Origin of the sequence: Pseudomonas lurida (assembly GCF_013522705.1) — a bacterium.
GTDB lineage: Bacteria > Pseudomonadota > Gammaproteobacteria > Pseudomonadales > Pseudomonadaceae > Aquipseudomonas > Aquipseudomonas quebecensis.
Genome location: NZ_JAAMRE010000001.1, coordinates 361,547 through 382,001, shown reverse-complemented (window position 1 = coordinate 382,001; position 20,455 = coordinate 361,547). Strand labels below are relative to the sequence as shown.

Below are 20,455 nucleotides of genomic sequence, written 5' to 3'. Positions count from 1 at the left end.
TCACCACTCGCTACATCCAAACACCTAACTCAGCAACACCGCGCCATCCGGCGACTCGGTGCATTTGGCCCCGATAGCCATAGATATCTACACACGTTTCAAAGGTTGAAATAACTCTGTGGTGAGCGGGCTTGTCCCGCGTTGGGCTGCGAAGCAGCCCCATTTGAGGCGAAGTGGTTTAGCTGACACACCGAGGTGTCTGGGTTTGGGGCCGCTTCGCGACCCAGCGCAGGGCAAGCCTGCTCACCACAACAAGGCTGCTCACCACCATAGCCTGCTCACCACAACCCCTTCCCATATTTGAAGGGCATTCACTCGAACCGCAGGATCACCCGGCGGTTGTGCTTGCTCTTTTTTTCGATCTTTTCGCAGAACACACGGCCGATTTCCTCGGTGTTGAGCACGTGGGTGCCGCCGCATGGCTGGATATCGATCCCAGCGATTTCAATCACGCGCACCGAACCCTGCACTACCGGTGGTGCGACGGCCTGGGTGCGAGTGATCTGCAGCAGGGTGGCGTATTCCGAGGCTGGCATCGACAGCGTCTTGACCGGATGCGCCTGTTCGATCAAGGCGTTGAGGTCACGGGTGATGCTATCTTTGTCGAGAGTCATTTCCGGCAGGTCGAAATCCAGGCGACCCTTATCGGCGCTGATGCTGCAGCCGGTCACCGGCGCGTCGATAAGCGAGCACAGCAAGTGCAGGCAGGTGTGCATCTTCATGTGCTGGTAACGCCGCTCCCAGTCGAGGCCGGCGTCCACCTGTACGCCGGCGGTCAATTGCTCGGGGCACTGCTCGACCTGATGCCAGATGATCGAGCGCAGCACCGGGTCGCGCACCGTGCCCGTCACCGCCACTCGGGTTCCGTCGGGCAGAGTGATATGCCCGGTGTCGCCCGGTTGGCCGCCGCCTGTGGGGTAGAACAAGGTGTGCTCCAGGGCGATGCCGTGTTCGCTGACGGCAATCACCCGGGCGCTGAAGGCGTTCTGATAGGGCGCGCTGTCGAACAGCGCCAGGGTTTCCATGGTGTGCACGGACATGTTCAACCTCCGACGATCGATGGGCTGGCTTGCAACAGGTGGCGCACCATTGCGCTCAAGCCAGGGGGGGAGAGCAGGGTGATTTCAAATTCCGGCCCGCAGACCTTCAGGTTCAGCGGCAGGCGCGGCAGGTGGCTGGCGGGCTCTAGCCGGTGCAGGCGAAATTGCAGGTGGTGGCGCTCCTTCACGGTGGGCTCGAGCATCAACCCCGGCAGCGGGTGGAAGTCGGCGTCCAGTACCGTGACCTTGTGGCTGGCCGTGATCTCGCCCACCACGTGCAGGCGTTCGTCCAGGGCAAAGGCACCGAGGTACTGGCTGTGGTCCGACTCATCGTTCTTTTGCAACTGGATCTGGTTGACCACCTTTACCTTGGTGCCGGCGGGCACGTCTTGGGTAATCACGCAGGACGGGCTGATAAATACGTTGTCGCCGATCTGCACATAGCCGAGCACACGGGCGCCGGAGCCAACCTCGACATTGTTGCCCAGACGCGGATGGCGCTTGCCGTCGGGGTTATTGGCGATGCCCCGGGCGCCCAGGGTTACGCCGCAGAGGATGTAGCAGTCATTGCCGATCTCGCAGGTTTCGCCGATCACCGTGCCGTAGCCGTGGTCCAGCACGAAACGCCTTCCGATGCGGGCTGCCGGGTGTATCTCGGCGCCGGACAACACCTTGCCCTGGTTGCTGAGCTTCAAAGCGATACGCGAGAAGACGCCGTTGATGCGGTCGGGGAAATTCCACACCAGGTGGGCGAGGCGGTAATACAGCACGGCCTTGAATGACGCGTAGGACTCCAGGATCAGCTCACCACGCCCTCGGGAGGCCGGGTCGCGGTAGGCGTACGCGATCAAGTCTTCGGCCACCGCCTGGGCGGCGTTCTGGATCAGCGGCGCCAGATGGGGTTCCAGCTGCTTCATCTGCGCGGGCGTGAGGGTCTTGATGAGATGGGTGAGCAACTCATCGTGCAGATGTTGCATATCGATAAAGCCACCCATGGAGGCACCCCCGCGTTCTGGATCATTGAAAAACCGGTTATTCGAAATTGGGCAGGTAGCTGTCGGCATTGTCGTAGACCATGGTCAACACCACCGTTTCGGGCGGCAGTTCGGGGGCGAGCCTGGCAATGGCCACCATATTGGCGGCGGAGGACAGGCCCAGGCTGATGGCATCGGTGCGCATGATGCGCTTCATCATGTCGAGACAGTCCTGGTGCGACACCTTGAGCATGCCGTCGATCACATCCAGATTGAGGATGCTGGGAATCAGCCCGATCGACAGGCCCTGGATGTGGTGCGGCGCGTGCCGGTTTTGCAACAGGTCGCATTCCTCCGGTTCCACGCCCATCACCCGGATGGCCGGCCAGGTGGTCTTCAGCGTTTCACCGATCCCGGTGATATGCCCGCCGGTGCCGATGCCGCTGACGAAATAGTCCACGCGGCGGTCGCCGAAGGCACGGATGATTTCCCGTGCCGTGGTATCGCGGTGGGTCTGCGGGTTGGCGCCGTTGCGTTGCTGGTTGAGCATCACGTAGCTGGGGTTTTCCAGCTGCAGTTCCATGCACTTCTCACCGTGGGAATTGTTACCGAGGCGGCTGTCCGACAGCACTACCTTGGCTCCATACAGGCGCAGCAATTTCTGTTTTTCCGGGCTGTAATTGTCGGGGATCACCAGCACCACTTTGTAGCCGAGCACGTTGCCGGCCATCACCAGACCGATACCGGTATTACCGCCGCTGGGTTCGATGATCGTTTGCCCGGAGTCGCGGATCAGTACGCCGCGGCGCTCGGCGTCGAGGATCATGCCCAAGGCGATGCGCGCCTTGTGGCTGCCGCCGGGATTGAGGGATTCGAGCTTGGCGTAGACCTCGATACCAAGGTCTTCGGAAAACTGCGCCAGGCGCACGATGGGCGTCTGGCCAATGGCGTCGAGAATAGAGTTATGCAACATCAGGTAGGAGCCCATGGCGGGTGATCAGTACAAAGGCATGTCGGGTTCGACGTCGCGAACCCAGTGTTTCATGCCGCCTCGCAGGACTTTGGTGTTGACAAAGCCCGCCGCCAGCAACGTGCTGGCGGCCTGCTCGGCGCGGCTGCCGGCGTAGCAGATCAGGTAATGGGTGTTATCGCGGCTGAGGCGATCGAGTTGCCCGTCCAGCTCGGCCAGGGGGATATGCACCACGCCCGGCAGTTTGCACACCTCCAGTTCGCTGGCATCGCGTACGTCCAGCAGCACGTCGGCGCTGCTGGGGTGTTCGATGACCTGTTTGAGCCCTTGCGGCTGGATGTAGCGTTCCTCGGCCAGTGCGGGTTGGCGTGGCACGGCATCGGCGCACACGGCTGGCGCCACGGTTTCGCTGTGGCGCAGTTCCGAGCAGCACGGGCAATCGGCGCGACGCTTGAAGCGGATTTCGCTGAATTTCATCGCCAGGGCATCGAAACGCATCAGGCGGCCGGATAACGGTTCGCCAAGGCCGATCAGCAGTTTGATCGCCTCGGTGGCCTGGATCATCCCGACCACGCCGGGCAACACGCCGATCACACCGCCGGCGCTGCAATTGGGCGCCAGTTCGGCGGGCGGGGCGCTTGGGAACAGGCAGCGATAACACGGCCCACCTTGGTAGTTGAGCACGCTGATCTGACCGTCGAAGCGGTAAATGGCGCCATATACCAAGGGCTTGCCCAGCTGTACGCAGGCGTCGTTGACCAGGTAGCGCGTGTCGAAATTGTCGGTGCCGTCGATCACCAGGTCGTAGGCACCCACCAGCTCAAGGGCATTGTCGGCGGTCAGCGCGGTGTCGTGCGCGTTGATGCGGATATGGCGATTGAGGTCCTGCAGGCGCCGTCTGGCGGACTCGACCTTGGGCAGGCCCAGGGTGCTGTTGCCATGCACGATCTGGCGTTGCAGGTTGCTGCTCTCCACCACATCGAAATCCACCAGTCCCAGGGTGCCGACGCCGGCCGCCGCCAGGTACAGGCTGATCGGCGAGCCAAGGCCGCCGGTGCCGATGATCAGCACCTTGGCTTTCTTGAGGCTCAACTGGCCTTCGCGACCGACGCCGGGCAGGGTGATGTGACGCACGTAGCGCTGCACTTCTTCATTGCTCAAGGTGTCGAGGTCGATGCCGCCGGAGGTGGCGAGCAGCACTTCGATGCTGGCCTTTTCGGGCAGCAGGTCGTCGGCCGCGATCAATTCGTCTTCGGCGGTGAACAGGAAGTGTTCCTTGAGCTGGTTGTTCTTTTCGTGGAACAGATGCGGGCGCAATTGCGGGTGGCTGTTGCAGAGGTTTTCAATGACTTCGCGCAATGTCGATCCGGCGCCCTCGAGGGTCGATTCCGGTAGCTTGGCCACGCGAACCAGAATGTCGGGGAAAGAGACAGCGTTCATGGACAACTCCGTGTGCAGGTCGTTGAAAGGTTGTGCGGCGAAATGCTTGCCGTCCCAGGCAAACAACTTGGAGCCCAGGGCCTGGCCCTGGCGAACGTCGACTACCAGGTAGCTGACCGGGTAGATCGGCTCGCCCATGAACAGCGCCTTGTCCTGGTCTTCGTCGCTGAAATAGGCACCGACATCCGGGTGCGAGTGGTAGATCACCACTACCGGGTTGTCGCTGCGAAACGCCTTGTTCAGCAGCAGCGTGTCGGCCACCGAGAAGGTGTAGCCATCGGCCGCGCTGCGCGGGTACATCTCGGGGTCCTTGCGGTGCAGTTCATTCTGGATATTGCTGCCCAGGTACACACTGCCGTCGGCGAAGACAAAACCACAGCATTCTTCGGGATAACTGCGGCTGGCGTGGGCGTAGATCTGTTCCAGGGCATCGGGGCGGAGCACTTCCATGTTTCTCTCGCGTTGCTGGGGTGGTTGGGTCGGGCGGGTCAATTTTTCTTGGCCAGCAGTTTTTCAATCGGCAGTTTGGTGATTGCAAAGCCGGCCAGCAGGATCGCCGAGTAGAGCATCAAGTCATGGGAGATCGGCACGCCTTCATACCAGGCGCCGATGATGACCGCGAATACCGGGAAAATGATGAACACGAACGACAGGATGATCGGGCTCAGGCGCTTGAGCAGCATGAAGTACACGATAAATCCGCCCACCGAGGCCACCAGCCCCAGGTAGAGCAACGCGCTCCATGAGCGCAGGGTGATGGCGTCGAAACTCGGTGTTTCAACGAACAGGCCGGCGATGAACAGCATCAGCCCGGCAATCCCGATGGGCAGGGTGTTGTAGCTGATTACGCTGATGGCGCTGCCTTTGAGCTTGGTGATGACGTAGCACAGGGCATGCATGATCGCAGCGGTCAAAATCGCCAATACGCCCAGGAATTCGGCGTGGTCCAGGTGCAGGCCCTGGCTCCTGATGATCATGTAGAGGCTGCCGAAACCGATGCCGATGCCGACCACCTGGGAAAAGTAGATGCGCTCGCGAAGGAACAGCGCGGAAAAAATCAGAATGAATACCGGCATGCAGCTGAATAACAGGGCGGTAAGGCCGGACGATACGTGCATCTCGCCGTAATTGAGCAGGTAGTAGGGAACGCTGAAATACGACAACGTCACGAAGACAAAGAACCAGCGACTCTCGCGGGGAAACAGGATCGGCTCGCGTCGGGCCAGGGCAAAGCACAGGAACAGTGGGAAGGCGATCAGAAAGCGCAGCCCGGCTGAGGTCAGCGGCGGCACGCTTTCCACGGCGATCTTGATGCCCAGCCAGGTCGTGCCCCAGCTCAGGCACACGATCAGGAACAACACGCTGGTGACCAGTCCGGCCACCCACTGTTTTTGCGTTTTTGTTTTCGCGGTGTTTTCGAGGACGGCGGACATTGGCATCGTTTATTGCTTCCCTGAGCCAGAATTGAACTCTATATTGAACTTGTAATGAGTTGTTAAAATCGGCGATTGAACCCGTAAAAGCACACTATTAGGGCTAAAGATGGCTGTCAAAACAAATATTGACATGGTGTCAATTATGCGTGAGGGGTTGTCCAACGGGCAGGGCGTCAAGTACAAGCGCCTGTCCGATGTGATGGAGCGCGGCATCCTTGAAGGCTTGATTGAACCTGGACGAAAACTGCCGCCCCATCGGGTGCTTTCCGACAACCTGGGTGTAACCATCGGCACCATCAGCCGGGCCTACGGCGAACTGGAGCGCCTCGGGCTGGTAGTGGCGCGCGTGGGCGACGGCACGTTTGTGCGCAAGCGGGGGATGGAACGTCAGCGCGATGAAGGGTTTCGCAATGTCAGCGAAGAGCCGCGCCAGTACTTCGACATGAGTCGCAACATGCATATTCCGGGGCAGGAGACTGCCTTCCTGGCCCAGAGCTTCCAGACCCTGGCGACCAATGCCAAGTTTTTGCAGGACATCAGCGCCTACACGCCGGATGCCGGCCTGCCGCGCTATCGCGACGCGGGCGCGCAGTGGCTGGTGCAGCGCGATTTTCATCCGATTCCCGAACAGGTCATCTGCGTCAATGGCGGCCAGCATGGGTTGCTCTGCGCGATGATGGCGTTGCTGCGCGCAGGGGACACGGTGGTCACCGAACAGCTGACCTATCCCGGGCTGATCACCGCCGCGCGGATGCTTGGCATCCGCCTGATCGGGCTGGAAATGGATGAAGAGGGTCTGTTGCCGAGCGCGCTGGATGAAGTCTGTCGGAATCACCGTATTTCGGCGCTGTACTGCACGCCGACGATTCAGAACCCGACCACCGCGGTGCTGTCGGTGGCGCGGCGTGAAACGCTGGTCAAAGTATGCCGGGAACACAACCTGTTGATCCTTGAAGACGAGGCCCACGGTGTACTGGTGGAAGACCGGCCACCGCCGCTGAGTTTTTTCGCCCCCGAACGTACGATTTTAATCAGCAGCCTGAGCAAGGCCGTCTCGGCGGGCCTGCGGGTGGGCTATGTGCACGCACCGCCGGCGTTGGTCAGCCGCATCTCGGCGGCGTTGCGTTCAACCTGCTGGATGGCCACGCCGGTGACTCTGGAACTGGCCACGCAGTGGATCGAGAACGGCACGGCGCAGTACCTGCTCAGCCAGCAGATCAGCGAAATCAGCCGGCGCAAGGCATTGGTGCGCGACTTGTTGGCGGGCCTTCAATACCGCACACACCTCAACAGCCCGCACTTCTGGATCGAAGTGCCGGAGCCTTGGCGCGCGTCGGAAATCGAGGCGGAGCTCAAGCAGAATAATTACCTGATCGCCACCGCCGAAGCCTTTGCCGTGGGGCAGACGGCGGTGCCGCAGTTTATTCGTGCAAGCATCTGCAACACGTCGGGAGACGATCAGCTGCTGAGGGCGGGATTCGACGCGTTGGCGACGGCTTTGGGACAGGGTGGGGGGAGGTTTCAGTTGTAAGGTTTGAGGTGCAAGCTGCAAGCTGCAAGCTGCAAGACGAGAGCGGAGTGGCTTTAGCTTGCAGCTTGCAGCTTGCGGCTTGCGGCTTGAGTTTGCCTTACTTAAACCTTCGTTCCACACCTTTCTCCACCAGAATCTTGGCCGAAATCTCTTCCACCGAAAAATGCGTGGAATTGATGTGCGCAATATTCTCGCGGCGGAACAGGTTTTCCACTTCGCGCACTTCAAATTCGCATTGGGCGTAGCTGGAGTAGCGGCTGTTGGGCTTGCGCTCGTTACGGATCGCGGTAAGGCGGTCCGGGTCGATGGTCAGGCCGAACAGTTTGTGCGAATGGGCGCGCAGGGCCGCGGGCAGGGTGAGGTGCTCCATATCGTCTTCGGTCAGCGGGTAATTGGCCGCACGGATACCGAATTGCATGGCCATATATAAACAGGTCGGCGTTTTGCCGCAGCGGGACACCCCCACCAGAATCAGGTCGGCCTTGTCGTAGTAATGGGTGCGGGCGCCGTCGTCGTTGTCGAGGGCGAAGTTCACCGCTTCGATGCGCTCCATGTAATTGGAGTTATGCCCAATGGAATGGGACTTTCCTACCGAATAAGAGGAATGTTCGCTCAACTCCTGTTCCAGTGGCGCCAGGAACGTGGAGAAGATGTCGATCATGAAACCATTCGAAGTGGCGAGGATCTCACGAATGTCCTGATTGACGATGGTGTCGAAAATGATCGGCCGAAAACCGTCTTTTTCAGCCGCCAGATTGATTTGTTGTACCATGGCCCGCGCTTTATCCACGCTGTCGATATAGGGTCGCGTGAATTTGGCGAAGGTAATGTTTTCGAACTGCGCGAGCAGGCTTTGGCCCAGGGTTTCGGCTGTGATGCCGGTGCCGTCGGAGATAAAGAAAGCAGATCGTTTCATTTGAGCCCTGGGCCTTAAGCTGATGACGAATCTTGGATATGATAGGCGCGATTTTGCCGTCCCACAGAGGGACGCATTCTCACTTATTTTCCAGGTCCAGGCCACAAACGCTGGCGAACGCTCCTACGAGCAGTCGGCGTCCTGAGCTTTTCCAACACAGTTAGTGGAGAGATCACCTTGGTAGAGTACGTAGTTTCCCTCGATAAGCTCGGCGTCCATGATGTAGAGCATGTGGGGGGCAAGAACGCATCCCTCGGCGAGATGATCAGTAATCTTGCAGGCGCTGGTGTCTCGGTGCCGGGTGGTTTCGCCACCACGGCCCAGGCTTACCGCGATTTCCTCGAACTGAGCGGCCTCAATGCTCAGATCCACGCCGCGCTGGATGCCCTGGATGTCGACGACGTCAATGCCCTGGCCAGGACCGGTGCCCAGATCCGCCAGTGGATCATGGAAGCCGAGTTCCCCGAAAAGCTCAACGAAGAAATCCGCGCGGCGTTTGCCACCTTGTCGGCGGGCAACCCGGACATGGCCGTTGCCGTGCGCTCGTCGGCCACCGCCGAAGACCTGCCCGACGCTTCCTTCGCCGGCCAGCAGGAAACCTTCCTGAATATTCGCGGCGTGGAAAACGTGATCCGCGCGGCCAAGGAAGTGTTTGCCTCGCTGTTCAACGATCGCGCGATTTCCTACCGTGTGCACCAGGGTTTCGACCACAAACTGGTGGCCCTGTCTGCCGGCGTACAGCGCATGGTGCGTTCGGAAACCGGCACCGCCGGCGTGATGTTCACCCTCGATACCGAATCCGGCTTCCGTGACGTGGTGTTTATCACCGGCGCCTACGGCCTGGGCGAAACCGTCGTACAAGGCGCGGTCAACCCCGACGAATTCTACGTACACAAAGGCACCCTCGAAGCGGGTCGCCCGGCCATCCTGCGTCGCAACCTGGGCAGCAAGGCCATCAAGATGATTTACGGCGACGAGGCCAAGGCCGGTCGCTCGGTAAAAACCGTTGAAGTCGACAAGGCCGAGCGCGCGCGTTTCTGCCTGACCGACGCTGAAGTCAGCGAACTGGCCAAACAAGCGATGATCATCGAGAAGCACTACAAGTGCCCGATGGACATCGAGTGGGCCAAGGACGGTGACGACGGCAAGCTGTATATCGTTCAGGCGCGCCCGGAAACCGTGAAGAGCCGTACCTCCGCCAACGTCATGGAGCGTTACCTGCTCAAAGAAACCGGCACCGTGCTGGTGGAAGGTCGCGCCATCGGGCAGCGCATCGGTGCCGGCAAGGTGCGGATCATCAAGGACGTGTCCGAGATGGACAAGGTTCAGCCAGGCGACGTGCTGGTTTCCGACATGACCGACCCGGACTGGGAACCGGTGATGAAACGCGCCAGTGCCATTGTCACCAACCGTGGCGGGCGTACCTGCCACGCGGCGATCATTGCCCGTGAGCTGGGGATTCCTGCGGTGGTAGGGTGCGGTAATGCCACGCAACTGCTTAAGGACGGCCAGGGCGTGACCGTTTCCTGTGCCGAAGGCGACACCGGTTTCATCTTCGAAGGCGAACTGGGCTTCGATATCAAGCAGAACTCCATCGACGCCATGCCGGACCTGCCGTTCAAGATCATGATGAACGTCGGCAACCCGGACCGCGCCTTTGACTTCGCGCAATTGCCGAACGCCGGTGTAGGCCTGGCTCGCCTGGAGTTCATCATCAACCGCATGATCGGCGTGCACCCCAAGGCGCTGCTGAACTACGACGGCCTGCCGCTGGATATCAAGGAAAGCGTCGACAAGCGCATCGCCGGCTACAACGACCCGGTTGGTTTCTACGTTGAGAAGCTGGTGGAAGGCATCAGCACCCTGGCGGCGGCGTTCTACCCGAAAAAAGTCATCGTGCGTCTGTCGGACTTCAAGTCCAACGAATACGCCAACCTGATCGGCGGCAAGCTCTACGAGCCGGAAGAAGAAAACCCGATGCTGGGCTTCCGGGGTGCCTCGCGCTACATCAGCGAAGCGTTCCGTGATTGCTTCGAGCTCGAATGCCGTGCCCTCAAGCGCGTGCGCAATGAGATGGGCCTGACCAACGTCGAGATCATGGTGCCGTTCGTCCGCACCCTGGGTGAAGCGAGCCAGGTAGTGGATCTGCTGGCTGAAAACGGTCTGTCCCGTGGTGAAAACGGGCTGCGCGTGATCATGATGTGCGAGCTGCCATCCAATGCGATCCTGGCCGAAGAGTTCCTGGAGTTCTTCGATGGTTTCTCCATTGGCTCCAACGACCTGACCCAGCTGACCCTGGGCCTGGATCGTGACTCCGGGATCATCGCGCACTTGTTCGACGAGCGTAACCCGGCGGTCAAGAAGTTGCTGGCCAATGCCATCCAGGCCTGTAATAAGGCCGGCAAGTACATCGGCATCTGCGGCCAGGGCCCTTCGGACCACCCTGACCTGGCCAAATGGCTGATGGAGCAAGGTATCGAAAGCGTTTCGCTGAACCCCGATTCGGTGCTGGAAACCTGGTTCTTCCTGGCGGAAGGCCAAGCGTCCGCCTGAGGGCGATCCGTCAAAAGTGTCGGTCAACCGTGAAGGTTGACCGGCATTCTTATCTGTACAGGGCGGGAATCCGTGTGGACGCCGCCCTTTTTTGTGCAAGAGCATTATGCAAAGCAGCAGCAATCTGTTTCCTGTCGCCCTGATCAGCGCTGAGCGTCGTGGCGACCTGAGTGAAGATGTGTATCGCCTCAAACCCGGCAATAGCCCCGACGGTACCGTCGAGTTGGCCGTGACCCGTCTGGGCCTGGCCGATGTCCCGGAAAACCGGGGCACCCCGGTAATTTTGTTGCACGGCAGTTTTTCCAATCGACGCTTCTGGTATTCGCCCAAAGGCATAGGCCTGGGCGCCTATCTGGCGCGGCGAGGCTTTGACGTGTGGATTCCGGAAATGCGCGGCCATGGTTTGTCTAAGCGCAATCAGGCCTATGCGTGCAACCGGGTGGCAGATTATGCGCGGTACGACTTGCCAGCCATCGGTGCGTTCGTGCGTGAGCAAAGCGCGCAGATCCCGCACTGGATCGGACACTCCCTGGGCGGCACGACCCTGGCGGCGGCGCTGGGGGGCCAGTATTTAGGCGCCCCGGCGGTGGCTTCGGTCGCGTTATTTGGCTGTCAGGTCAGTCGCAACTACTGGCCGTTGAAAATTCCCCCGGTGGAGTGGGGCGGGCGCTTTATTCTCAAGCGAATGGCCGAGGTGTCCGGTGCGCGTTTCAAACGCGGGCCTGAAGATGAGCCGGTGGGGGTATTGATTGAAACCATGCGCTGGCACGGGTTGTTCGGGCGTTTCGGCGATGCCGAGCGTGATTGGTGGAAGGGCTTGGCGGACGTCGACGTGCCGTTGTTGGCGGTGAGTGCGGCGGGTGACCATCAAGACCCGGACTGGGCCTGCCGCAAGTTGTTCGAGCAGGTCGGCACTGAGCATCGCCAGTACCTGTGCCTGGGGCGCAGGCACGGATTTACCGATGATTTCGGGCATGTCGAGATGCTGGTGAGCAAGGCTGCCCAGGTCGAGGTCTGGCCTTTGGTGGAACAGTGGTTGAAAGACCCCATCACACCGTTGTTCGGTGTGCCGGCGCAGGCCCTCGCGGCGGTTTGACGCAGCGCTCTGCCAAGGGCGTTTCGCTCCTGTGAGGTTGCGGCTAAGATATGACGCGCCAAACGCTTCTGGTCATATTCAGTCGCGTAGAGGCTATTGCGTTGCAGCGATACCAGTGGGATGTTTCTCACCCGTTTCGCCCGGTACTTCCTTGAAAGACACTTCTTTGGCAGAAAGGAATTTTTCGATGAACCATTACGTGACCCCCGACCTGTGCGACGCCTACCCCGAATTGGTGCAGGTGGTCGAGCCGATGTTCAGCAATTTCGGTGGCCGAGATTCCTTTGGCGGCGAGATTGTCACCATCAAGTGCTTCGAAGATAACTCGCTGGTCAAGGAACAGGCCGACCAGCCGGGCGCCGGCAAGGTGCTGGTGGTCGACGGTGGTGGTTCGCTGCGCCGCGCGCTGCTGGGTGACATGATTGCCGAGAAAGCCGCGAAAAATGGCTGGGAAGGGATGGTGATCTACGGTTGCATCCGCGATGTCGACGTCATCGCCCAGACCGATCTTGGCGTGCAGGCTTTGGCCAGTCACCCGATGAAAACGGATAAGCGCGGCATTGGCGATCTGAATGTCGTGGTCACCTTTGCCGGCGTGACCTTCCGCCCGGGCGAATACATCTATGCCGACAATAACGGCGTGATCGTGTCGCCCAGCCCGCTGAAAATGCCTGAATAAACTGCAATAGCCGACTGGGGTGAGGATGTTCGAGGAAGAAAACGCGCAATGGGGGCTGGTGCATGCCCTGGTGCTGGACGGTAAAGGCGGTGCGCGTTCGATTGCCCGGACTGAGCTTGATGACCTGCAACTGCAGCCTCAGGAAAGCCTGTGGCTGCATTGGGATCGCAGTCATCCGCAAACCCAGACCTGGTTGCGCAAATCCAGTGGCCTGAGTGAATTCGCCTGTGACCTGCTGCTGGAAGAGAACACCCGGCCGCGCTTGTTGCCGCTGCCGGATTCGCAGTTGCTGCTGTTTCTGCGTGGGGTCAACCTCAATCCGGGCGCCGAGCCGGAGGACATGGTTTCGGTGCGTATTTTCGCCGCCGCCAACCGCGTGATTTCCCTGCGTCTGCGCCCGCTGCGCGCTACCGATGAGCTGCTGGTGCAGTTGTCGGATGGCAAGGGGCCGCGCACTGCGTCCGAACTCATCCTTTATATGGCGCAGTACCTGACCAATAAAGTGCAGGACCTGGTCACGGATTTGTCTGAAATCGTCGATACCGAAGAAGAAAAACTCGATACCGACGAACGGTATACTCCGGAGCACGGCAGCATTTTGCAGATCCGTCGGCGCGCAGCCGGGCTCAAGCGTTTTCTCGCCCCGCAGCGAGATATTTTTGCCCAGCTCACGCGGATTAAATTGCCCTGGTTTTGTGACGACGATGCCGACTACTGGAACGAATTGAACAACAGCCTGACCCGCTACCTGGAAGAGCTCGAATTGACCCGGGAGCGCGTGGGGCTTGTGCTGGAGGCCGAAGACCGGCGCTTGAGCGTGCGCATGAACCGCACCATGTACCGCTTCGGGATCATCACCGGGATCTTCCTGCCGATGAGTTTCCTGACTGGCCTGCTGGGCATAAATGTTGGGGGTATCCCGTTCTCGGCCAGCCCCTACGGATTCATGATTGCGTGCCTGCTGATGGTCACTGTGGCACTCGGGCAATGGTGGCTGTTTCGACGATTGCGCTGGGTTTGAGCTGAATATGAGCTGAACGTAGGAAGGGTCTTATGTGACCCGATGAAATTTACCCTCGTCTTTTAAATCACTTGCGAGAGGTCTTTATGCACGATCCGTTCGAACAGTCTTTGCGTGACATGCTCAATGCTTCGCCGTCCAACCGCGACGATGATGCGTGCCTGGGTCGCGTGCTGAAAACCGCCAACCGTCAGGTAGGGGCGGGGGATCTGTTCGGGTTGTTGGGTCGTTGGCTGCCGGCATTGATGATGGCGCTGAACAACGGTTCGGCCCATGTGTCACCGGTTTCCCGGCGTAAACCTCTTGCTCGCACTGCTGATAAGGCTGATTGAAACTATGGAACTTGATCTCTGGACTCAGAGCCTGGTTACTGCGATGACCGCATTGTGGACCAAGGTGGCGAATTTCATTCCCAACCTGTTTGGGGCGCTGGTCCTGGTACTGCTGGGCTTTGTGGTGGCCAAGCTGCTGGACACCCTGTTGTCCAAACTGCTGGCAAAGCTGGGCCTGGACCGTTTGATGGCCGGCACCGGCCTGACCAAGCTGCTGGGGCGCGCCGGGCTGCAAGTGCCGATTTCTACGCTGGTGGGCAAGATCGTCTACTGGTTCGTTCTGTTGATTTTTCTGGTTTCTGCGGCCCAGTCCCTTGGACTTGAGCGAGTTTCAGCTACGCTCGACATGCTTGCGCTGTATTTGCCGAAGGTTTTCGGCGGCGCGCTGGTGTTGCTGGTAGGCGTATTGCTGGCGCAACTGGCCAATGGGCTGGTGCGCGGCGCCGCCGAAGGCGTGGGGTTGGACTATGCCGCCGGCCTCGGGCGAATTGCTCAGGGGCTGGTGATCATCATCAGTATTTCGGTCGCGATCAGCCAGTTGGAGGTCAAAACCGACCTGCTTAACCACGTGATTGTGATTGTTTTGATTACCGTTGGTCTGGCCGTTGCGCTGGCCATGGGGTTAGGAAGCCGGGAAATTGCCGGCCAGATTCTTGCGGGAATCTACGTGCGCGAGTTGTACCAGGTAGGGCAACAGGTGCGTGTGGGCGAGGTCGAAGGGCAAATCGAGGAGATCGGTACCGTCAAGACGACAGTGCTGACCGACGACGGCGACCTGGTGTCGTTGTCGAACCGGATTCTTCTCGAGCAGCAGGTCAGTAGCCGCTAAACCGGCAAACCCTGCTAATGTACGCCGCCGCGAACCCGGGTGACCGGGCAGCAGCGGACATTGACCTGACTGTCGGCACGACTTGTTTTGAATAAAGCCCAAACGCTGTCTACGCGCTATGACCCCCGTGAGCTCTCTGATGAGGAGCTGGTCGCGCGCTCGCATACGGAGCTGTTTCACGTAACACGCGCGTACGAAGAATTAATGCGCAGATATCAACGCACTCTGTTCAACGTTTGTTCAAGGTATTTGGGGAACGATAGAGATGCGGACGATGTCTGTCAGGAAGTGATGCTCAAGGTGCTTTACGGCCTCAAGAACTTCGAGGGCAAATCGAAGTTCAAGACCTGGCTGTACAGCATCACGTACAACGAGTGCATCACGCAGTATCGGAAGGAACGGCGAAAGCGTCGCTTGATGGACGCTTTGAGTCTGGACCCCCTTGAGGAGGCGTCTGAAGAAAAGGCGCCGGCACCCGAGGAGAAGGGCGGACTCGATCGCTGGCTGGTGCATGTGAACCCGATTGACCGGGAAATTCTGGTGCTACGATTTGTCGCAGAGCTGGAGTTCCAGGAAATCGCCGACATCATGCACATGGGTTTGAGTGCTACAAAAATGCGTTACAAGCGTGCTCTTGATAAATTACGTGAGAAATTTGCGGGCGAGACTGAAACTTAGTGCGTAGCAAATATCTCTTACGTGTAGGCAAGTTCTGTTAGACTTGTCGCCGAGTTGTCCCCCGGTTTGTGGGACTGCTTTACAATCACCAGATGGGGATTTAACGGATGAAACTGAAAAACACCTTGGGCTTGGCCATTGGTTCTCTTATTGCCGCTACTTCTTTCGGCGTTCTGGCACAAGGCCAAGGCGCAGTTGAAGGCGAGCTGTTCTACAAGAAGCAGTACAACGATAGCGTCAAGCACATCGAAGACGGCTTCAATCCTGGCGCTCGCATCGGTTACTTCCTGACCGACGACCTGTCCTTGAACCTGTCCTACGACAAGACCAACCACACCCGTTCGAACGACGGTACTGGTAGCCAGAAAATCAAAGGCGATACCGGCAGCCTGGTTGCCCAGTATCACTTCGGTCAAGCTGGCGTCGACTCCCTGCGTCCATACGTAGAAGGCGGTTTCGGTCACCAGAGCCGTACCAACGTACAGGCTGACGGTCACAGCGGTCGCGATCAGACCACTTTCGCCACTGTCGGTACCGGCGTTAAGTACTACTTCACCAACAACCTGTACGCTCGTGCCGGTGTTGAAGCTGACTACGGTCTGGACAACGGCAAGTGGGACTACTCCGCACTGGTCGGCCTGGGCGTAAACTTCGGCGGTAACGCTGGCGCAGCTGCTCCAGCTCCTACCCCAGCACCAGCTCCAGAGCCAACTCCAGAGCCAGAAGCTCCAGTTGCTCAGGTTGTTCGTGTTGAGCTGGACGTGAAGTTCGACTTCGACAAGGCCGTTGTTAAGCCTAACAGCTACGGCGACGTGAAAAACCTGGCCGACTTCATGGCTCAGTACCCATCTACTAACGTAGAAGTAGCTGGTCACACTGACTCCGTAGGTCCAGACGCTTACAACCAGAAGCTGTCCCAGCGTCGTGCTGACGCTGTTAAGCAAGTCCTGGTTAAAGACGGCGTGGCTCCTAGCCGTGTAACTGCTGTAGGTTACGGCGAATCCCGCCCAGTTGCTGACAACGCAACTGAAGCTGGTCGTGCTGTTAACCGTCGCGTAGAAGCGTCGGTTGAAGCTACCGCTCAGTAATACTGAGTTGTAGAAAAAACCCGGCTCAGGCCGGGTTTTTTTTCGCCTGCCATTTAATCTCAGGCACTGGCGACGGTCGCGACAGACGCGGCCTGGTCGCCGGCGGCAACGCGGCCGATTACCAGGATTGCCGGGCTTTTCAGCGCGAATGCCTGGGCATCCTCGTACAGGCGTGACAACGTGCTGCGACACTCGCGCTGTTGGGGCAGCGAGGCATTTTCGATCATCGCCACTGGCATGTCGGCTGCCATCCCGCCGTCGAGCAGTTGCTGGCGGATCTCTTCCAGTTTGGCCACGCCCATGTACACCACCAGTGTGGTGCCGCCTTCGGCCAGTGCCCGCCAGTTCAGACGACTGTCGTCCTGGGTGTGCGCAGTGACCAGCGTTACGCCACGGCTTACACCGCGCAGCGTCAGCGCAATCGAGCAATTCGTCGCGCCTGCCAGGCCCGCGGTAATCCCGTTGACCAACTCCACCTCAACGCCTCGCTCGCGCAACCATAGCGCCTCTTCGCCGCCCCGCCCGAAAATGCACGGATCACCGCCCTTGAGGCGCACCACGCATTTGCCCTGGCGCGCATAGCGCAACATGAGGCGATGGATAAAATCCTGTGGCGTGGAGCGGCAGCCGCCGCGTTTGCCCACTGTGATGACGCGCGCCATGGCGCAATGTTCCAGCACAGCCGGGTTGACCAGGTCATCGATCAACACCACATCGGCGGCATGCAGGGCTCGGACCGCCTTGAGGGTCAACAGCTCCGGATCGCCGGGGCCTGCGCCCACCAGCCAGACTTTTGCGTTCATAGAGTTGCCCTCAGAGATGGTCAGCTGTGAAAGAGTGCATACAGAAGCACCAGATTAATCAGCACCGATAGCAGCGCCACGCTACGCCATACCTTCAGCGGTTCGCGCTCCAGCAAAGGTCTGGGACGAATACTCAACTCCCGTCGGTCAGCCTGCTCTAATGCCAGCAGCCATTCTTCGGCGGTTTCATAGCGTTGCGCCGGCTGCGCGGCCACGGCCCGTTCCAGGCTCAATGCCAGCCACTCCGGCAGGTCAGGACGATAACGGTTGGCGCTGATGGGCTGAGTGAATCTGGGGCGCTGGAAAGCTTCGATTTCGCCGTAGGGATAGTGCCCGGTCAGCAGGTAGTACAAGGTGACGCCAACGCCGTATAAATCTTGCTGGGCGGTAGGACTCTCGCCGTTGAAAGCCTCGGGTGCGATAAAGCTCGGTGTACCCGGCAACGCATGAGCATGGTCCTCCGACAGGCCCGGGCAGTAGGCCAAGCCGAAATCCAGCACGCGCAACTCACCGTCGTCCCCCAGCAACAGGTTCTCCGGCTTGATATCGCGGTGCAGGATCTGCCTGCGGTGCAGCAGGCCCACCGCCCGCAGCAAGCGCTCGGCAATCGATTGCCATTGCGCCAGAGGCAGGGGACCTTGCTGCTGGAACAGGGCCGCAAGGGTTCGCCCGGGATACTCGCGCATGACGTAATACAGATGCTGCCGACTACCAGCGGCATGCACCTGCGGGAACGCGCGCCCGGCCACCCGGCGCAGAAACCACTCCTCGGCCAGCAACGCCTGGGCGGCGTCGCTGTCGTCCTCGCGGTTCAAGGGCAGGGTTTTCAGCAGCCACGGTTGCTGCTGGGTATCGCGTACCCGGTAGAGCAAGGATTGTCGGCTTTGCGCCAGTACGGCATCCACCTGCCAGCCTTCAAAGTGTTGGCCGATTTTTAATAGCGGCGGCAGCGGCCATTGCTGCAACTGCACCAGTGCGTCGCCCAGGGTGGCCGCACCGAGTGCATCCACGCGGACCAGCACAGCGCTGGCGTTGTCCTGGCTGCCGCCCAGATGGGCCGCGTTGACCAGGGTGGTCACCGCCAGGTCCAGGTCGGCCTGTTCACGCAGGATCGCCTGGATACTGTGATCGCCCAGCGTTGCCCATACGCCGTCGCTGAGCAGCAGAAAACATTCACCCTCGCGCAACTGGCCATCGAGAAAATCCACCACCAGGTGCTGGTCCAGGCCCAGCGCACGCTTGAGCACGTGCTGCATGCCTGGCTGTTCCCATACGTGATCTTCGCTGATGCGCTGCAACACGCCATCCAGCCAGCGATAAGCCCGACAGTCGCCGACATGCGCCAGGGTGAAGCGTTGACCGCGAAACACCAGGGCGCTGAGGGTGGTCAGCAGCGGCTGGCCACCGCCGTTAGCCTGCAACCAGCGATTCTGCGCCAGCAGCAGCCGTTCCAGCGACTGGGCCACGCTCCAGGTTTGTGGCGTGGCGTAGTAGTCAATCGCCAGGGCCTGCAGGGTCGAGCGCGCGGCCAATCCGCCATCGGCGCATTGGCTGACGCCGTCGGCCATCGCGCACAGGTAGCCTTTGCTGGCCGCCAGTTCCGCCGCGGGCGTGACCACCCGCAGCGCATCCTGGTTTTCCATGCGTGGACCGATGGCGCTGGCTTGGGCGACGCTCAGTCGCAGGCTCATCAGACGCGCGCAGCCGTCACGGCTGCAGAACCCCAGGTGGTTCTCCAGCGACGCTTGACCCCATGCAGCCCGAACCACGCCAGCACGGCCAGGCTGGCAAACAGCCACAGAGCCAGTTGATAGCTGCCGGTGCTTTGCTTGATTGCGCCCATGCCGGCTGCCAAAGCGAAGCCACCGATGCCGCCGGCCATGCCGATCAGGCCGGTCATTACGCCGATTTCCCGGCGAAAGCGCTGCGGAACCAACTGGAATACGGCCCCGTTGCCCGCACCGAGACCGAGCATGGTGCAGACGAAAAGCGCCAGCGCCGCGTAGGAACTGGGCAGGTTGAAGCCCACTGCGGCGATGCAGATGGCCGCGACGCTGTACATGCCCAGCAGGGTGCGGATGCCGCCGAACCGGTCGGCAAGGGCGCCGCCCAGCGGACGCATCAGGCTGCCACCGAACACGCACGCGGCGGTGTAATAGCCGGCGGTTACGGGGCTGAGGCGGTATTGGTCGTTGAAGTAGCCGGGCAGGGCGCTGGCCAGGCCGATAAAACCGCCGAACGTCACGCTGTAGAAGAACATGAACCACCAGCTGTCACGGTCGCCCAGGGCCTTGAAATAGTCAGCCATGGATTTGGCTTTCGGGCGTTCAGGGGCATTGCGCGCCAGCCAGGCGAAGACCACGAGCGTGACGATCAGCGGGATTAATGCGAAGCCAAAGACGTTGCTCCAGCCAAACGCTGCGGCGAGAACCGGCGCCAGCAGCGCGGCGAACACCGTGCCCGAGTTACCGGCTCCGGCAATCCCCATGGCCTTGCCCTGGTGCTCGGCGGGGTACCACTGGGACGCCAGGGGCAGTGCCACGGCGAAGGACGCGCCGGCCATGCCAAGAAACAGCCCCAGCACCAGGGCCTGTTCGTAACTGTGTATCCCCAGCTTCCAGGCACCGAACAGCGCGACAATCACGATCACCTGGCCGATCATCCCGGCGGTTTTGGGCGACAGCCTGTCGGCCAGCATCCCCATCAGAAAACGCAGTACCGCGCCGGCCAGGATCGGCGTCGCGACCATCAGGCCGCGCTGCTGGGTGGTCAACTGCAAGTCGGCGGCGATCTGCACCGCCAGCGGTCCCAGCAGATACCAGACCATAAAGCTCAGGTCGAAATACAGGAACGCGGCAAACAGGGTCGGGGTGTGCCCGGATTTCCAGAAGCTTGATTTCATCACGCACCTCAACGGTTGGGAGTGTTGTAAAAAGGCCGGGTGATGGAACAGCCGCAACGGCCGCCCCACCGGCCCCATGCAGGGGGCCAAAACGAAAAAACGCCGCCACCGGGTTCGCGAGAGCAAACCGGATGTGCGACGTCTTTGTCGTGGAGGGGCAACCGCCG

The 20,455-nt window shown here is 60.2% G+C and carries 18 protein-coding genes; 9 read left to right on the top strand and 9 right to left on the bottom strand.

Annotated elements, in window-relative coordinates:
• Positions 1-311 precede the first annotated feature (311 nt).
• The 5 genes from G7025_RS01680 to G7025_RS01660 are packed head-to-tail and all read right to left on the bottom strand — an operon-like array spanning position 312 to position 5,806.
• Positions 312-1,040, bottom strand: a complete 729-nt coding sequence (locus G7025_RS01680; protein ID WP_181076162.1) for an alanyl-tRNA editing protein — start codon at positions 1,038-1,040, stop codon at positions 312-314.
• Positions 1,041-1,042: 2 nt separating this feature from the next.
• Positions 1,043-2,035, bottom strand: a complete 993-nt coding sequence (locus tag G7025_RS01675) for a serine O-acetyltransferase (protein WP_181076160.1) — start codon at positions 2,033-2,035, stop codon at positions 1,043-1,045.
• 37 nt (positions 2,036-2,072) lie between these two features.
• Entirely contained in the window at positions 2,073-2,987 is a 915-nt protein-coding gene (locus tag G7025_RS01670) for a PLP-dependent cysteine synthase family protein (protein WP_181076181.1), read from the bottom strand.
• A gap of 24 nt (positions 2,988-3,011) precedes the next feature.
• Entirely contained in the window at positions 3,012-4,874 is a 1,863-nt protein-coding gene (gene moeB / locus G7025_RS01665; RefSeq protein ID WP_181076159.1) for a molybdopterin-synthase adenylyltransferase MoeB, read from the bottom strand.
• A gap of 38 nt (positions 4,875-4,912) precedes the next feature.
• Positions 4,913-5,806 carry a DMT family transporter gene (locus tag G7025_RS01660; RefSeq protein ID WP_181076180.1) on the bottom strand — a complete coding sequence of 298 codons (894 nt, stop codon included), beginning with the start codon at positions 5,804-5,806 and terminating at the stop codon, positions 4,913-4,915.
• A gap of 160 nt (positions 5,807-5,966) precedes the next feature.
• On the opposite strand from G7025_RS01660, the gene G7025_RS01655 reads away from it, so the two are divergent.
• A complete protein-coding gene (locus G7025_RS01655; RefSeq protein WP_181076158.1) occupies positions 5,967-7,391 on the top strand; it encodes an aminotransferase-like domain-containing protein in 1,425 nt (474 codons plus the stop codon).
• A 97-nt stretch (positions 7,392-7,488) separates the two neighbouring features.
• On the opposite strand, the gene ppsR is transcribed toward G7025_RS01655, so the two are convergent.
• Positions 7,489-8,307 (bottom strand): posphoenolpyruvate synthetase regulatory kinase/phosphorylase PpsR, encoded by an 819-nt coding sequence (ppsR, locus tag G7025_RS01650; RefSeq protein WP_003193298.1) that lies wholly within the window; start codon positions 8,305-8,307, stop codon positions 7,489-7,491.
• Positions 8,308-8,484: 177 nt separating this feature from the next.
• Between ppsR and ppsA the strand changes: the two genes are divergently transcribed.
• The 8 genes from ppsA (at position 8,485) to G7025_RS01610 (ending at position 16,583) form a co-directional block, all read left to right on the top strand.
• The gene (ppsA, locus tag G7025_RS01645; RefSeq protein ID WP_181076156.1) at positions 8,485-10,860 is read left to right on the top strand and encodes a phosphoenolpyruvate synthase; all 2,376 of its coding nucleotides are present in this window, start codon (positions 8,485-8,487) and stop codon (positions 10,858-10,860) included.
• A gap of 106 nt (positions 10,861-10,966) precedes the next feature.
• A complete protein-coding gene (locus G7025_RS01640) occupies positions 10,967-11,956 on the top strand; it encodes an alpha/beta fold hydrolase (protein ID WP_181076154.1) in 990 nt (329 codons plus the stop codon).
• A 187-nt stretch (positions 11,957-12,143) separates the two neighbouring features.
• Positions 12,144-12,635 (top strand): ribonuclease E activity regulator RraA, encoded by a 492-nt coding sequence (rraA, locus tag G7025_RS01635; protein WP_181076152.1) that lies wholly within the window; start codon positions 12,144-12,146, stop codon positions 12,633-12,635.
• A gap of 25 nt (positions 12,636-12,660) precedes the next feature.
• Positions 12,661-13,656, top strand: a complete 996-nt coding sequence (locus G7025_RS01630) for a zinc transporter ZntB (RefSeq protein ID WP_181076150.1) — start codon at positions 12,661-12,663, stop codon at positions 13,654-13,656.
• Between the two features lie 86 nt (positions 13,657-13,742).
• Positions 13,743-13,988, top strand: coding sequence for a hypothetical protein (locus tag G7025_RS01625; protein WP_005790375.1), 246 nt, complete (start codon positions 13,743-13,745; stop codon positions 13,986-13,988).
• Positions 13,989-13,992: 4 nt separating this feature from the next.
• Positions 13,993-14,817 (top strand): mechanosensitive ion channel family protein, encoded by an 825-nt coding sequence (locus G7025_RS01620; RefSeq protein WP_181076148.1) that lies wholly within the window; start codon positions 13,993-13,995, stop codon positions 14,815-14,817.
• A gap of 87 nt (positions 14,818-14,904) precedes the next feature.
• A complete protein-coding gene (gene sigX, locus G7025_RS01615) occupies positions 14,905-15,495 on the top strand; it encodes an RNA polymerase sigma factor SigX (protein WP_003193286.1) in 591 nt (196 codons plus the stop codon).
• Positions 15,496-15,602: 107 nt separating this feature from the next.
• Entirely contained in the window at positions 15,603-16,583 is a 981-nt protein-coding gene (locus G7025_RS01610; protein ID WP_181076146.1) for an OmpA family protein, read from the top strand.
• 59 nt (positions 16,584-16,642) lie between these two features.
• On the opposite strand, the gene cobA is transcribed toward G7025_RS01610, so the two are convergent.
• The 3 genes from cobA to G7025_RS01595 are packed head-to-tail and all read right to left on the bottom strand — an operon-like array spanning position 16,643 to position 20,288.
• Positions 16,643-17,386 (bottom strand): uroporphyrinogen-III C-methyltransferase, encoded by a 744-nt coding sequence (cobA, locus tag G7025_RS01605; RefSeq protein WP_181076144.1) that lies wholly within the window; start codon positions 17,384-17,386, stop codon positions 16,643-16,645.
• A 20-nt stretch (positions 17,387-17,406) separates the two neighbouring features.
• Positions 17,407-19,077: a bifunctional protein-serine/threonine kinase/phosphatase gene (locus tag G7025_RS01600; protein WP_181076143.1), complete on the bottom strand. Its 1,671-nt coding sequence runs from the start codon at positions 19,075-19,077 to the stop codon at positions 17,407-17,409.
• On the bottom strand, positions 19,077-20,288 hold the full coding sequence (locus G7025_RS01595) for a nitrate/nitrite transporter (RefSeq protein WP_181076141.1): 1,212 nt from the start codon (positions 20,286-20,288) through the stop codon (positions 19,077-19,079). Before G7025_RS01595 ends, G7025_RS01600 begins: the two co-directional genes overlap by 1 nt.
• Positions 20,289-20,455 lie beyond the last annotated feature (167 nt).

Excerpts from the sequence above, each read along its gene's own strand:
- G7025_RS01625 (WP_005790375.1), top strand. The coding sequence starts at position 13,743 with ATGCACGATCCGTTCGAACAGTCTTTGCGTGACATGCTCAATGCTTCG.
- cobA (WP_181076144.1), bottom strand. The coding sequence starts at position 17,386 with ATGAACGCAAAAGTCTGGCTGGTGGGCGCAGGCCCCGGCGATCCGGAG.
- ppsR (WP_003193298.1), bottom strand. The coding sequence starts at position 8,307 with ATGAAACGATCTGCTTTCTTTATCTCCGACGGCACCGGCATCACAGCC.
- G7025_RS01670 (WP_181076181.1), bottom strand. The coding sequence starts at position 2,987 with ATGTTGCATAACTCTATTCTCGACGCCATTGGCCAGACGCCCATCGTG.
- G7025_RS01655 (WP_181076158.1), top strand. The coding sequence starts at position 5,967 with ATGGCTGTCAAAACAAATATTGACATGGTGTCAATTATGCGTGAGGGG.
- G7025_RS01595 (WP_181076141.1), bottom strand. The coding sequence starts at position 20,288 with ATGAAATCAAGCTTCTGGAAATCCGGGCACACCCCGACCCTGTTTGCC.
- G7025_RS01680 (WP_181076162.1), bottom strand. The coding sequence starts at position 1,040 with ATGTCCGTGCACACCATGGAAACCCTGGCGCTGTTCGACAGCGCGCCC.
- rraA (WP_181076152.1), top strand. The coding sequence starts at position 12,144 with ATGAACCATTACGTGACCCCCGACCTGTGCGACGCCTACCCCGAATTG.
- G7025_RS01600 (WP_181076143.1), bottom strand. The coding sequence starts at position 19,077 with ATGAGCCTGCGACTGAGCGTCGCCCAAGCCAGCGCCATCGGTCCACGC.
- moeB (WP_181076159.1), bottom strand. The coding sequence starts at position 4,874 with ATGGAAGTGCTCCGCCCCGATGCCCTGGAACAGATCTACGCCCACGCC.
- G7025_RS01640 (WP_181076154.1), top strand. The coding sequence starts at position 10,967 with ATGCAAAGCAGCAGCAATCTGTTTCCTGTCGCCCTGATCAGCGCTGAG.
- G7025_RS01620 (WP_181076148.1), top strand. The coding sequence starts at position 13,993 with ATGGAACTTGATCTCTGGACTCAGAGCCTGGTTACTGCGATGACCGCA.
- G7025_RS01610 (WP_181076146.1), top strand. The coding sequence starts at position 15,603 with ATGAAACTGAAAAACACCTTGGGCTTGGCCATTGGTTCTCTTATTGCC.
- G7025_RS01675 (WP_181076160.1), bottom strand. The coding sequence starts at position 2,035 with ATGGGTGGCTTTATCGATATGCAACATCTGCACGATGAGTTGCTCACC.
- G7025_RS01630 (WP_181076150.1), top strand. The coding sequence starts at position 12,661 with ATGTTCGAGGAAGAAAACGCGCAATGGGGGCTGGTGCATGCCCTGGTG.